Annotated in this window: 13 protein-coding genes; 7 read left to right on the top strand and 6 right to left on the bottom strand. The window is 34.1% G+C overall.

The features are described from left to right. Positions 1-50 precede the first annotated feature (50 nt). A complete protein-coding gene (dprA, locus tag K8B81_RS14455) occupies positions 51-1,151 on the top strand; it encodes a DNA-processing protein DprA (RefSeq protein WP_223682290.1) in 1,101 nt (366 codons plus the stop codon). A 15-nt stretch (positions 1,152-1,166) separates the two neighbouring features. On the opposite strand, the gene K8B81_RS14450 is transcribed toward dprA, so the two are convergent. Further along, a complete protein-coding gene (locus K8B81_RS14450; RefSeq protein ID WP_223682289.1) occupies positions 1,167-1,544 on the bottom strand; it encodes a hypothetical protein in 378 nt (125 codons plus the stop codon). A gap of 88 nt (positions 1,545-1,632) precedes the next feature. Then, positions 1,633-2,607: a tryptophan--tRNA ligase gene (gene trpS, locus K8B81_RS14445; protein WP_223682288.1), complete on the bottom strand. Its 975-nt coding sequence runs from the start codon at positions 2,605-2,607 to the stop codon at positions 1,633-1,635. A 185-nt stretch (positions 2,608-2,792) separates the two neighbouring features. Between trpS and K8B81_RS14440 the strand changes: the two genes are divergently transcribed. After that, on the top strand, positions 2,793-3,551 hold the full coding sequence (locus K8B81_RS14440) for a lysophospholipid acyltransferase family protein (protein WP_223682287.1): 759 nt from the start codon (positions 2,793-2,795) through the stop codon (positions 3,549-3,551). 515 nt (positions 3,552-4,066) lie between these two features. Here K8B81_RS14440 and recA read toward each other — a convergent pair. The 4 genes from recA to K8B81_RS14420 form a co-directional block, all read right to left on the bottom strand. Continuing rightward, the gene (gene recA / locus K8B81_RS14435; protein WP_223682384.1) at positions 4,067-5,074 is read right to left on the bottom strand and encodes a recombinase RecA; all 1,008 of its coding nucleotides are present in this window, start codon (positions 5,072-5,074) and stop codon (positions 4,067-4,069) included. A 168-nt stretch (positions 5,075-5,242) separates the two neighbouring features. After that, on the bottom strand, positions 5,243-5,752 hold the full coding sequence (locus tag K8B81_RS14430; protein ID WP_223682286.1) for an acyl-CoA thioesterase: 510 nt from the start codon (positions 5,750-5,752) through the stop codon (positions 5,243-5,245). A gap of 32 nt (positions 5,753-5,784) precedes the next feature. Then, positions 5,785-6,168 (bottom strand): DoxX family protein, encoded by a 384-nt coding sequence (locus K8B81_RS14425; protein WP_223682285.1) that lies wholly within the window; start codon positions 6,166-6,168, stop codon positions 5,785-5,787. A 6-nt stretch (positions 6,169-6,174) separates the two neighbouring features. After that, positions 6,175-7,323: a DNA polymerase III subunit gene (locus K8B81_RS14420; protein ID WP_223682284.1), complete on the bottom strand. Its 1,149-nt coding sequence runs from the start codon at positions 7,321-7,323 to the stop codon at positions 6,175-6,177. Between the two features lie 449 nt (positions 7,324-7,772). Here K8B81_RS14420 and K8B81_RS14415 point away from each other — a divergent pair, with 449 nt between their 5' ends. From K8B81_RS14415 to K8B81_RS14395, 5 genes are all read left to right on the top strand, one after another. Beyond that, positions 7,773-8,225, top strand: coding sequence for a hypothetical protein (locus K8B81_RS14415; RefSeq protein ID WP_223682283.1), 453 nt, complete (start codon positions 7,773-7,775; stop codon positions 8,223-8,225). Positions 8,226-8,409: 184 nt separating this feature from the next. Further along, on the top strand, positions 8,410-9,702 hold the full coding sequence (locus K8B81_RS14410) for a hypothetical protein (protein ID WP_223682282.1): 1,293 nt from the start codon (positions 8,410-8,412) through the stop codon (positions 9,700-9,702). Between the two features lie 102 nt (positions 9,703-9,804). Next, positions 9,805-10,227 (top strand): hypothetical protein, encoded by a 423-nt coding sequence (locus tag K8B81_RS14405; protein ID WP_223682281.1) that lies wholly within the window; start codon positions 9,805-9,807, stop codon positions 10,225-10,227. Continuing rightward, the gene (gene sprC, locus K8B81_RS14400) at positions 10,224-11,687 is read left to right on the top strand and encodes a gliding motility protein SprC (protein WP_223682280.1); all 1,464 of its coding nucleotides are present in this window, start codon (positions 10,224-10,226) and stop codon (positions 11,685-11,687) included. The genes K8B81_RS14405 and sprC overlap by 4 nt, the downstream gene beginning before the upstream one ends. A 1-nt stretch (position 11,688) precedes the next feature. Further along, positions 11,689-14,452 (top strand): PorP/SprF family type IX secretion system membrane protein (locus tag K8B81_RS14395; protein ID WP_223682279.1); only part of this gene is annotated, 2,764 nt, incomplete at its 3' end.

The following is a 14,452-nucleotide window of genomic DNA, read 5'->3' as shown; positions in this document are numbered from 1 at the left end:
ACGAAAACAAATCTTGTTTTTAAAAATTCCTTTAAAAAATTATACAAGCCATGTCAGAACAAGATTTATTTTATGTATTAGCCTTACTTAGGGTAGAAGGCGTTGGAGATATTATGGCTAAAAAATTATTAGCAAATTTTGGAAGTGCCGAAGAGATTTTCAAGGCAAAAACGAATCAAATTGCTGCTATAGATGGAGTTGGTTCAGTATTACTAAAAAATCTAAAAGACAAAACTGTTTTCGAAAAGTCAAATAAGGAACTAGATTTCATCACTAAAAACAATATTCAAGTCTCTTTTTTTAAAGATGAAAATTATCCTGATCGTCTAAAACATTGTATTGATTGCCCGGTTTTAATTTTTTCTGCCGGAAATATTAATTTAAAAAATAAGAGAATAATCAGTATAGTAGGCACAAGGCAAATTACTTCATACGGAATTGAATTTTGCAGAACGTTGATTGAAGATCTAGCTCCTTTAGATCCCATAATCGTTAGTGGTTTTGCATATGGAGTTGATATAGTGGCGCATCAGCTGGCAATAGAAAATAAACTGCAGACTATTGGTGTTTTAGCTCATGGATTAAACCAAATTTATCCTAAAGCACATAAAAAATACATGCCAAAAATGGAGGAGAATGGGGGCTTTATAACCGAATTCTGGAGCTCAACAAATCCCGACAAAGAGAACTTCGTTAGACGAAACCGGATAGTTGCCGGCATGACCGAAGCTACAATCGTAATAGAATCTGCTGATAGGGGAGGTTCGCTCATTACGGCCAATATTGCGAACGATTATAATCGTGATGTTTTTGCCGTTCCCGGCCGCGTAACTGATAAATATAGTCAGGGATGCAATCAGCTGATTAAAACTCAAAAAGCCAATGTATTAACTTGTGCTGCTGATTTGGTTTATATGCTCAACTGGGACATCAAAAGCGATATCAAACCTGTTCAGAAACAATTGTTTGTTGAACTGGAATCTGAAGAACAAAAAATCTACGATTTCCTGATTAAAAATGGAAAAGAATTGCTTGATATAATTGCACTACAATGTGAATTTCCTATTTATAAAATATCAGGAATTCTCTTAAATATGGAATTAAAAGGTGTAATCAGACCATTGCCTGGGAAGTTGTTTGAGGCTATTTGATTTTAATAAGCTGATTTATTTATGAGACTTGAAAACATTTATGAAAAACAAGATTATGGACAACCCACAAAAAAACATATTAAGCATAAAATTTTCGTAATGCATTAATGCGAGATTGACTATAATGATTTCAAAATGTGCAACAGAAAGATAATAGCTCGTCTTTCGCTGAAGTAGAAAAATTATCAAATATCCCATAATAAAAAGTATTTGAGAAAAAGCAAAAATGAATACAGTAAAAATGACCTGATGTGAAATGTCATAAGCCCATCCAACTGTTTTGTTTACACTATATAACTGCTCATCTCCAAACAAATAAGCCAGAATAAAGCCTAATCCAAAAAGTGATATTAAGAGAAATACCAAATATTTTGTAAATATTTTTCTTAACATTTGGTTTAATTTTTTTAAATCGATTCAGTTGATTTTATAATTTTAAATAGAAAACCCGACAGATTTTTAAGATGTCGGGTTTAATTATTTACTTTCCAAATCCAAGAACTTCCCGAACTCTTGCTAGTACACCATCAGCAATAATCGATGCTTTTGCGGCACCTTTTTTCAAAAGTGTATTTACTTCTTCAAGGTTGTTTATGTAGTAATTGTATTTTTCTCTTTCTGTTTTGAATTTTTCCGTAATCAATTCAAATAAGGCTTGTTTAGCATGACCGTAACCATAATTTCCTCCTAAGTAATTGGCTCTCATTTGAGCAATCTGAGCTTCATCTGCTAAAAGAGAATAAATAGCAAAAGCATTGCAGGTATCCGGATTTTTAGGATCTTCCAGTGGAGTACTGTCAGTTTCAATACTCATTACTTGTTTGCGTAACGCTTTATCATCCAGGAAAATATTGATAATGTTGTTGGCTGATTTACTCATTTTTCCTCCGTTTGTTCCCGGAATCAGCATGATATTTTCCTGAATTTTGGCTTCCGGAAGCACAAAGGTTTCACCCATTTGGTGATTGAAACGAGAAGCTACATCACGCGTAATTTCAAGATGCTGTAATTGGTCTTTTCCCACCGGAACAAATTCGGCATCGTACAATAAAATATCAGCTGCCATTAGCATCGGATAAGTAAAAAGTCCTGCATTAACATCATCTAAACGATCCGATTTATCTTTGAAAGAGTGTGCTAAAGTAAGACGCTGATAGGGAAAAAAACAGCTCAAATACCAGGTCAGTTCAGCTGTCTGTGTTACATCAGATTGTCGGTAAAATGTAACTTTATCTGGGTTTAAGCCACATGCGAGCCATGCAGCAGCAGTACTATACGTATTTTCTCTTAATTTTTTTCCGTCTTTTATTTGCGTAATCGAATGCAAATCAGCTATAAACAAATACGATTCGTTTTCAGGATTATTTGATAATTCGATTGCAGGAATAATTGCCCCTAATAAATTGCCTAAGTGTGGTGTTCCGGTACTCTGAACTCCGGTTAGTATTTTTGCCATTCTAATTTTTTTCTTAAACGCAAATATTGCAAAGTTTTTACAATATCCGAAAAGTTATTTTCTTTATTGCAAAGTTCGCAAAGTTTTTTGCAATGTTCTTCGTGTTTTCAGGTTTTGTTTTTAAAATGGCAAAAATCTGTCCATCGAAAATCTAAATTCACATCTGTTTTCTTACATTTGAAGTTATGAAAGGAATTAAAATTATTTTTTGGATTTTTTGGCGCATTTGGTTCTACATTCTAATGGCCATTCCAATATTGATTATGCTGCCATTTTTAGTGGCTTCAATTATAACGGAAAGCGGATATCCCTATTTTTTTAAAATGGCCCGGATTTGGGCAAAATTCATCCTTTTCGGAATGGGTTTTTATTATAAAATCGAGCGACTGCAAAAACTGGAAAAAGGCAAAAGTTATATGATTGTGGCCAACCATACTTCAATGACGGATATCATGCTGATGCTGGCAATTATAAGAAATCCTTTTGTTTTTGTTGGAAAGAAAGAATTGGTGAAAATTCCATTATTTGGATTTTTCTATAAAAGAACCTGTATTTTAGTGGATAGAAATTCTTCGAAGAGCAAAAATGAAGTTTTTAAAAGAGCTCAGGACAGGCTAAATCAGGGGCTTAGTATTTGCATTTTTCCTGAAGGAGGTGTTCCTGATGATGAATCTATTTTATTGGATGAATTTAAAGATGGTGCATTCAGGTTAGCTATAGACCATCAAATTCCAATTGTTCCAATCGTTTTTGCTGATAATAAAAAACGTTTTTCTTATACATTTTTAAGCGGTAGCCCGGGTAAAATGAGGGCAAAAATTTTCCCTTTTATTGAAACAAAAGGATTAACAGGAGAAAACAGAAAAGACCTTCGTGATGAAACAAGACAATTGATTTACAAAGGATTACTTGAATTTAAAAAGAAAAAATTAAACAGTTTATAAGAATTAAGCCCGGCAAGCTAAAAAGTTCGCCGGGCTTTAATTTTGAATTAAAACCCCTTTTATATTCAAAATTTTATCTGTGAATTATTTTATCTGAGATGAACCGTAATATTTTTTTAATTCTTGACTTCTTTTTTTTACCTTTTTTATTCAACTGAACTTCTTTTTTTTCTTTCATGATTTGAAAATATTAGCGTTGATAAAAAAGTTCATCAAACTCAATTAATTTATTAAAATAGATGACTGATAATCAAAAAGGTTGCGTAAGAAAGGAGAAAATCTTAAATAATAAAAACCCGCTAGTAACCAAAACAAAAAACTAACGGATTTTTATTAAAAATAACCAACCAAACTTATCCTAAAAAGTATTTGAAAGTAGTATGACAAACTTTCAAAGTTTTACGTCGCTTATAAGATGATATATTTTATAAAAGGTTGCGTAGTTTTTTAAATAAAAAACCCGACAAATTTAAATGTCGGGTTTAACAGATTCTGTAACTTACAGATTATAAGGTTTAAGCGTTAGCCAATTCTTTGATGTGTTCTTTAATTTTTATTTCTAATTCATCGGCTAATTCAGGATTATCCTTAATTAAAGTCTTAACTGCATCACGCCCTTGTCCTAATTTAGTATCACCGTAGCTAAACCATGAACCTGCTTTTTTAATAATATCAAATTCAACAGCTAAATCTAGTATTTCTCCGGTTTTAGAAACACCTTCTCCGTACATAATATCAAATTCAGCAGTTTTAAATGGCGGAGCAACCTTGTTTTTTACAATTTTTACTTTAGTTCTGTTTCCGATCACGTTTTCACCATCTTTAATTTGTGCTGAACGACGAATATCTAAACGTACAGAAGCATAAAATTTCAAAGCGTTACCACCGGTAGTAGTTTCAGGGTTACCAAACATTACACCTATTTTTTCCCTCAACTGGTTGATAAAGAAAACAGTACAATTTGTCTTACTGATAGTCCCGGTAAGTTTTCTTAAGGCCTGAGACATTAAACGAGCATGGAGACCCATTTTAGAATCTCCCATTTCACCTTCAATTTCGCTTTTTGGTGTCAATGCCGCAACAGAGTCAATAACCACAATATCAATTGCGCCTGAACGAATAAGATTTTCGGCAATTTCTAAAGCCTGCTCCCCGTTGTCCGGCTGAGAGATAATCAGGTTTTCGATATCTACGCCTAATTTTTCAGCATAATTTCTGTCGAATGCATGTTCAGCATCAATAAAAGCAGCAATTCCACCTGCTTTTTGAGCCTCAGCAATAGCGTGCAATGTTAAAGTTGTTTTACCAGATGATTCGGGACCATATATTTCGATAATTCTCCCTTTTGGGTATCCGTTTACTCCAAGTGCTAAATCAACACCAAGGGAACCAGAAGAAATTGTTTCAACTTCTACAATGGCTTTGTCGCCCATTTTCATTACGGTTCCTTTTCCGTAAGTTTTATCTAATTTGTCAAGCGTAAGTTGTAGCGCTTTTAATTTGGCATCTTTCTCTGAACTCATCTTTTCTTTTTCTTTTTCTTTCATCTAAATTTTATAAATTCTTTTTCAAAATAAATCAGAATTAATAACTTCCTGATTTAGATTTATGTGGGCATGTAATTTTGTAAAAATACTTCTTTTTTTTGGAAGTTCATTGCCTCAAATTGTTACAAATTGAGACAATTTATGCTATAAAAATAAAGCCTTTAATTCTGTAGCTTCAGATGGTTTTATTTTGCCGGCAAGCAGTAAACTCAATTGTTTACGGCGTAAGGCAGCATCAAAACGTTGAATTTCGAGTTCGGTTTCGGGTACAATGGGCGGTACTTCAACAGGTCTTCCGCTATCATCCACTGCTACAAAAGTATAGATGGCTTCGTTGGCCTTGGTTTTGCTTCCGGATTCACGGTCTTCTACCCACACATCAATAAAAACTTCCATAGAACTTTTAAAAGATCTGGAAACTTTTGCTTCTATTGTGACTACAGCTCCAAGTGGAATTGCCCTGTTAAAAGCAACATGATTTACAGAGGCGGTAACCACAATCCGGCGTGAATGCCTTCGTGCAGCAATACTGGCAGCACGATCCATACGCGCCAGTAATTCACCTCCAAAAAGATTATTCAGAGGATTCGTTTCGCTTGGTAAAACTAAATCAGTTAATATAGTCAGAGATTCTGAAGGGTGTTTTGGATTCATTTTCTTTTGGTAAAATTTTTAAAAATATCTGATTAATTCAGCCAGTAAACCGCCATCACAGCCGGAATAAAATAAATTACGATAGTTCTCGCCCCATCATAATCCTTAGCCAATCGTTGACCGAAAAGCATCATTAATAAACATATACAAGAAAAAATGGCACCATAAAAACCAAATTCACGACCACTTTGCGTTAATAATTGTATAACACCAACCACGCATAAAATTCCTGAAATTATTTCTAAAATTAAAAGATGCAGCAGCGCAAGAGGAACCTGATTTTTTAGAATAGTTTTAGCAAAATGTTCTTTAAGCCAGATAACATTTTCTTTCCAGTAAAAAATTTTCTCATAGCCTGATTGTAAAAAAGTCAGAGCTAAAAAAATCAGTAGTAAAACAGAAGCAACATTAGTCATTACAAATTATTTTTTATGAATTAGACGAGTAAGTTTTATGGATAAATCGGTCAGGATTATTTTTGCATTTCCGTTTCTTTCGATATGGTACATAGCATCTGAGAGTTCTTTGAAAATAAGATGAATGTTGTTTCCATTTACGAAAGGGGCAAAATTTTCCATCTTAAATTTATCAACTTTTGGTTCGATGTAAACCAAAGCAGGTGCTTCATAATTTAGTAAAAGTGCCTGTCTGAACATTTCAATGCAAAACTGGATGAATTTTTTCTGACTTTCCCGGCCCAGACCAGCAATTTCTTCACTCCAGGAAATTAGATCCTGAATGGCCGCAGCATTTCCTTTAGCCCTAAATGCGGCACGGACCCAATTAACAAACCATTGTTCAAAAGGATATTCAGAATCATCATCTTTTAATAAGGAAAGTGCTTTGTTAAAATTTCCTTGTGCCTGATGTGCAATTTTTTTGGCTAAGTTCGGATCTATATTTTCCTGAGAAACTAATGCTTCTGAAATTACTTTTTCGGGTAAACCATTAAAGTGAATTACCTGGCAACGTGAGCGTATAGTTTGTATAATGTCTTCTTCATTTTCCGAAATCAGAATAAAAATGGTCTTATCAGATGGTTCTTCTAATAGTTTCAATAATTTATTAGAGGCAGCAATATTCATTTTATCAGCCATCCAGATAATCATAATTTTATATCCGCCTTCATATGATTTTAGTGAAAGGGATTTTAGAACTTCCTGTGCATCTTCTACACGAATTTCGCCCTGTTTGTTCTGTACCCCCAAAATTTTATACCAGTCAAATAAGCCACCATAAGGCATTTCCTGAATAAATGTTCGCCAGTCCTGAATGAAATCTAAGCTTTTGGGTTTTGTTTTAACATCTTCGGTAGTTACGGTTGGATAAATAAAATGCAGATCAGGATGCGAAATGTTCTGAAATTTTAGATTGCAGGAATCATTTCCGTTTGAATTTTCATTACCTGTATTACTGCATAAAATATATTGCGCATAAGCGATAGCAGTAGATAATGTACCACTTCCTTCCGGTCCAATAAATAATTGTGCGTGTGGAATTCTTCCGGAAGAAGCACTTTTAATTAAGTGACTTTTGATGTAATCCTGACCTAAAATTTGTGAAAATTGCATAGAGCAAAGATATAAGAAATTGATAGAGTCAAAAATATTATAAATTAAACTTTAATTATCATATTTATTTTTTACCAGATAATTTGTTTTTAACTTAATTGTTAATTTTTTTTCTGTTAAGTTTTGTTAACATTGATATTATTTGAAACAGATGTTAAGATATTTTTGTTAATAGTTTTTCGGAATCAAGGATAAAATCAACACTTTTTTATCTAATAGATTACTCTTAAAAAATGCTTTTTCAATTTATAAACGGATAAAAATCTTACATAACCAGTGCTTGGACAAAATAAATTTTAACACATGCGAAGTCCTTATTTTAGAGAGTTTTAAGGGTAATTTTAAGTTTTTTTTAAGTCTTTTTTTCAAAAAAAAAAATATTAAAGTTGCAAATTAAGTTAAATTACATATTTTTGTTTTCATCAACAACAAACTTTTAATAAGAATCTATGAAAGGGAAAATTATTTTTTTAAGTGTATTTTTTTTATTGACTACAGGGGCTGTATCTGCCCAGGCTAAAAATGCTCCAAAAAGTATTATTAGTACAACAGCTCTTATTCGTAAATATCACGACCAAAAAGAATTAAGTGGTATGCAAAAAGGAGAATTATTGGAGTTATACATTGAGCGTATCAAGGTATTGGTAAAAACACTTCCTTATATCGCTTTGGTTACAAAACCAGGTGTTACTATGGCGGATTTAGGTATTCCGGACGATAATGAACATAAAAAATCTTTAGAAAATCAAGCTTTAGGAACCACTACATTCTTAGATACTACTGTAGATTTTCAAAGAAAAATGATGCCTTACTCTGACAAGGCAAATTTAATAGCAGCAATTTTATTTTACGAAGGAACATTAAAATCTTTACATGAATTCAACGAATTGAATGAAATGTAATTTTTGAAATATTTTAAAACCTTTTTTAAGATGTCTAAAAAATATGAATTAAATTTCATACGGACATTTTAAAAAGGGTCTTTAAGCAACTCGTTTTCGATGTATTCAAATTTTTTTGGAAACGCGGGATGAGTTTTATAATTACGCATCCCAAATTTATTATTAACCCTAATACCCCCTTATCATGAAAAAATTTACTCAAATTATCTGCGTTCTTTTCACAGTTGCAAGTATGAGTGCTCAACAAGAAAAAGGAATTATGGGCTACACAAACTGGTTGAACAACTGGACTGAATTTAAGCCTAACAAAGTTGAATACAGCGAAGCCAACCAAATTTTAGCTGGAAATATCTCAACAAGTACAAAACTTCTTAAAAAGAATGTTTATGTTTTGCAGGGAAATGTGTATCTAACTAACAATGCAGTTTTAACAATTGAACCAGGAACATTAATTATTGGTGATTTTGAAACAAAAGGTACTCTGGTAGTTACAAAAGGTGCATCAATTATTGCAGACGGATTAGAAACTGATCCAATTGTATTTACTTCTAACAGAAGTCAGAAAAAAGCTGGTGACTGGGGAGGAATTGTAATTCTTGGTGATGCTCCAATTAATAAATTTGGAAATGTTAGTTCTTATAATTTAGATCTTGATCCTACACTTACTACTTATGGTGGAGATAATGCTGCTGGTAATTCAGGAATATTAAGATTTGTAAGAATTGAATTTGCAGGAAAAAAAGTAAAAGGTGCTGGAACTTTTAACGGTCTAACACTAGCAGGAGTAGGTAATAAAACAATTCTTGAGAATATAATGGTAAGCTACTCTGGTGGTGATTCATTTGGTATTTTTGGAGGAGATCTTAATGCAACTAAACTAGTTTCATATAAAACTATTAATGATGACTACAAATTTACTCAGGGAGCACAATGTCGTCTACATAATTCTTTAGCAGTAAGATCATCTTATTTATCTAGTAATAAGGATGGATCTCGTTGTATGGAGGTTGCTTCTTATGAGAAAAAAAGTGAAACAGATTTTACAAAAAAGCAAACACTGGTTATAGCATCAAATATTACTATGCTTAATGATAGTGAAAACATCAATGCTGATATCCAGTCAGGTTTAGTAAAAGAAGCTATCTATGTTGCTGAAAATGCTTCACTACAAATGAAAAGAAGCGTAATTTCAGGTTTTAATCCTGCAGTTTTATTAGATAGTAAAACAGAAATTAACGATGCCAATCTTAAGAAAATCAAATTTGAGGAAATGTTTTTTAACCAATGTAAAGGAAACATCTTTACAGAATTCAATTCTAATAATGAAGATTTAGAGAGCTGGTATGGTAATAGTGTATTCTTTAACGTATACTCTCAAAGCGATAACAAAGAAACTTTTATAGATATTTTTAATCCAAAAAAACCAGATTTCAGACTTCAATTAGGAAAAATTACTGCTTCAAGCGGTAACAGATAAATAATTTAGATTTTTATTTCAAAGCGTAAATTTTATTAATAAAGTCCCCAGACAATTTATGTATACGTCTTACACAGGACCCAAATAAAGATCAAAAAGAATATGGCCCCACGTATTAAAAAGTATTTTATATATACAATATTTTTGGTTTCCCCTTTAACATTAAGTTTATATTCCCAAAGCAAAATTGAAAAAACTACAAATTCAAATGTTGCTATTGGAGAGACTACATTGTTAAAAAATTCAAACCAAACAACCGCAATAATTACACCTGTAATTAATTTAGAGTATTCTAAACAGTTTATAGTAGAGCTATCCATCCCCAAGGATAGCTTTGCTGTAGAAGCTGCAAGAACTGATGAAGGAAATACAGATGTCAACTCTAAAGATAAATCAAAAGGTATCGCTGCGTATTCTGTACTCGCAAAAGATATTATTGAAAATTATAAATATGATTTTTCTGAAACCTTTATAGATATTTTGTTTTTTGAAGATATAGACTTAGCAAGAATTCGTACTATATGATCAAAAAAACTACTCTTTCTCTGATAAAATCATTACTTTTTTTAGGAGTATTTTTGTTTACCGTTTACCAGTCTAATGCACAAGCTACAATATCAGCAAGTAAGTCTGATTTTTTGAATATTTGTGCAGGAGAAATAGTAAACGGCAAACCCTTTAATGAGTATTACACAACTTTTACATACAGTGGTTTACCTGCTGATGTAACTTTTGCTGTTGAGATATCTGACGAGAATGGTAATTTCTCAGCTACACCTGTTTTCCTTAATGTATTAGAAGTAACAACAATATCTGCTACGCAAAAAAGGATCAAGTTTGCTGTTCCGATTGATTTTAAAGGATCTAATAATTACAGTTTAAGGATAAAAAGCAGTAATGGCATCAATAGTCAAAGAATAAGAAACATAAACAATAATGACACTTTTTCTGTTTATTATAAAAATTATGTAGAGCCATTTTCTATTAATAATCAGGGTGCAAATGCTGCTTTTTGTAGTGGGGGAAGCTTGACACTTTCTATTGATAATTCGACACCTGCTATAAAAGAATCTTCTCCTATCAATTATACAAACTTAAAATACAGCTGGTACAAAAACGATATATTAATTCCAGGACAAAGTGCAGCAAGTTTAGCAGTAAATTCTCCAGGTAGTTATTACGCAAAAATTGACTACGGTCCTTGTTCTGATAATAATTACAGTTCTAATCGTGTTAACGTTACTAGCATATCCGGATCAGGTTCTACCACTTCTATATCTTCAAGTTTAGGAAATCCATTTTGTGCAAATGGAGGTAATACAGTGTTAACTGCAACTTCAGGAAATAGCTATGTTTGGAAAAAGGATGGAGTAGTAATAAGCGGGGTAACAACCCGTACTTATGCCACTAGTGAAGCCGGTGTTTATACAGTTGATGTTAATTTTGGTGGGTGTACAGCTTCTGGAAGTATCAATTTGATCAGTAATAGTTTTGATGCGAGTATTGATGCTCCTGAACAATTTAAACTTGGAGAAGGTGAAACCAGAAGTGTAACTGTGACTGATGATGCTTCAAGTCCAACTTATGAATGGTATAGAAATAATAATATTATTGCTGGAGCAACAACTGATACTTATTTAGTTTCTTTTGCTGGAACCTATAAGGTAAAGGTATCTCAGGCAGGCGGATGTATTTCTACAAAAGAATTTACTTTTAAAGTTGAAGGGGATTTTCCACCTACTTCTGTTATTCCCAATATCATTAAACTAAGTGGTTCTCCATGGAATATTCCTGATGAATACAAAAACGAAAGCACAAAAGTTATAATAATAAGCTCGAATGGCGAAAAAGTTCTGGATGTTGTCAATTATCAAGGTGACTGGCCACAGACAGGATTAGATATTAAAAATGTGAATCCGGTATATTACTATGTTATTAAAGGCGATGCAGGTGAAAAAAAAGGATCAATAACAGTGCTGAAATAATATGAAGAAATTTTTACTATTCTTAACTTTATTTTACGGCTCATTACAATTACTCTATTCTCAGGATACAAATGAGAATGGAGTTGTTTCGTTTTCATTACCTGTCCGAAATTCATTAAAGTTTAATAGATATTTAATCAACCCAACATTTAGTTTTGTACGTGAGCAAAACCCAATGATTAGTTTTTATAACAAAAGACAATACATACAATTTGATGATGCTCCCAATACCTACCTTTTTAACTATTCAGGACGTTTAAAAGAAAATGATGGGTACGCCATTGGCTTATTTCAGCAAAATTATGGATTGATGACTGTTTTTGGAGGAGTTGTCAATTTTGCGCACAATATTGTTTTACAGGAAGACAGCAATTTAACTTTTGGATTAAACGTGGGTGCTTATCAGAGCGCCTTAAATAAAGGAAAAATAATTTCTGATAGCAGCATTGAAGGAGATTTCCCTTCAAATACTTTAATTGCTGTTAATCCCGGTATTAATTACGGAACCGCCTTTCTTGATTTTGGATTATCTATGAACAATTTGATTCTGTATAATTTTGCTTCAGGAATGATAAAAGAAGATCCCGAAAAAGCGATTCAATTACACGCTATGTATACAGGTTACATTGATAGCTATGGTTTTTTCGATCAAAGCAGATTTTCCGGTATTGTAAAAACAGAAATTAAAAAGGACAATACTATAATTTCAGGACTCGCAATGCTTACCATTCCACAAGGAATTTGGGCGCAAGCGGGTTATAATACCTTACATGGAGTTTCAGCAGGTTTAGGACTTAACATAACCCCTAATATCGCAATAGAATATAATTATGAAAGAGGTTTAGGAAATTTCACGAATTTAGGATCTTCTCATGAATTTGTAATTGCATATAAATTTAGAAACACAAATTACTATTATGGAGATGATGAAGAAGGCTCTCTTATAGATACGTCTAAACCAAAAGCAGTTATAGCTAAAAAATCACCAACTCCTATTACAAGAGTTGATGGAGCAACAAAAGCGAAACTGGCTGCAGATGCTAAAGCTAAAGCTGATGCAGAAGCAGCGCAGGCAAGACTAGTAGCAGCTGAAAAAGTTAAGGCTGATGCTGAGGCTGCAAAAGCAAAATTAGCGGCTGATGCAAAAGCAAAAGCTGATGCCGAAGCACTAAAAATTAAATTAGCTGCTGAAGCAAAAGTAAATGCAGATGCTGAAGCAACAAAAGCAAAATTAGCTGCTGATGCAAAAGCAAAAGCTGACGCCGAAGCATTAAAAATAAAATTAGCTGCAGAAACAAAAGCAAAAGCTGACGCAGAGGCTGCAAAAGCAAAATTACTAGCTGATGCCAAAGCAAAAGCTGATGCAGAAGAAGCGAAACGCAAAGCTGAAGCTAAGGCAAAAACCGAAGCGGCAGATTTAGAATCTATTATTGCTGCAGATGCTAAAGCAAAAGCCGATTCAGATGCTTTACAAGCCAGATTAGCAGCCGAAGCCAAAGCAAAAGCTGCAGCAGAGGCTAAAACAAAAGCGGCAAAAGATGCTGCTATAAAAGCAAAAGCAGCAGCAGATGCAAAAGCAAAAGCAGCAGCATTAGCAGCAGAAAAAGAAAGATTAGCAGCTGAGGCGAAAGTAAAAGCAGATGCAGAAGCAAGACAGGCAAGAATTGCAGCTGAAGCAAAAGCTAAGGCTGATGCAGAAGCTCTCAAAATAAAATTAGAAGCAGAGGCAAAAGCAAAAGCTGATGCAGAAGTCCTTAAATTAAAATTAGAAGCCGAAGCCAAAGCAAAAGCCGATGCAGAAGCCATACAGGCAAAATTAGCGGCCGAAGCTAAAGCTAAAGCTGACGCAGAGGCAAAACTAATAGCCGAAGCTAAAGCGAAAGCAGATATGGAAGCCTTACAGGCAAAATTGCTTGCGGATGCTAAAGTTAAAGCTGATGCAGAAGCAACTAATAAAGCAAAAGCCGAAGCTAAAAAATTAAAATTAGCTGAGGAAGCCAAAGCAAAAGCTGACGCAGAAGCATTACAGGCAAAGCTAGCTGCCGATGCTAAGGCCAAAGCCGATGCAGAAGCACTTCAGGCAAAACTTGCAGCTGAAGCTAAAGCGAAAGCCGATGCGGAAGCATTACAGGCAAAACTAGCTGCTGAAGCCAAAGCAAAAGCCGATGCAGAAGCATTACAGGCAAAACTAGCAGCAGAAGCTAAAGCGAAAGCCGATGCAGAAGCACTTCAGGCAAAACTTGCAGCTGAAGCCAAAGCCAAAGCTGACGCAGAAGCATTACAGGCAAAACTTGCAGCTGAAGCCAAAGCAAAAGCCGATGCAGAAGCACTTCAGGCAAAACTTGCAGCTGAAGCCAAAGCCAAAGCTGACGCAGAAGCATTACAGGCAAAACTTGCAGCTGAAGCCAAAGCAAAAGCCGATGCTGAAGCACTTCAGGCAAAACTTGCAGCTGAAGCGAAAGCAAAAGCCGATGCAGAAGCATTACAGGCAAAACTAGCTGCCGATGCTAAAGCGAAAGCCGATGCAGAAGCACTTCAGGCAAAACTTGCAGCTGAAGCGAAAGCGAAAGCTGAGGCAGAAGCACTACAGGCAAAACTAGCTGCCGAAGCTAAAGCAAAAGCCGATGCAGAAGCACTTCAGGCAAAACTAGCTGCCGATGCTAAAGCGAAAGCCGATGCAGAAGCACTTCAGGCAAAACTTGCAGCTGAAGCGAAAGCGAAAGCTGAGGCAGAAGCACTACAGGCAAAACTAGCTGCCGAAGCTA

Source organism: Flavobacterium hibisci (assembly GCF_020026925.1).
GTDB lineage: Bacteria > Bacteroidota > Bacteroidia > Flavobacteriales > Flavobacteriaceae > Flavobacterium > Flavobacterium hibisci.
This window is presented reverse-complemented; position numbering and strand designations above follow the sequence as displayed.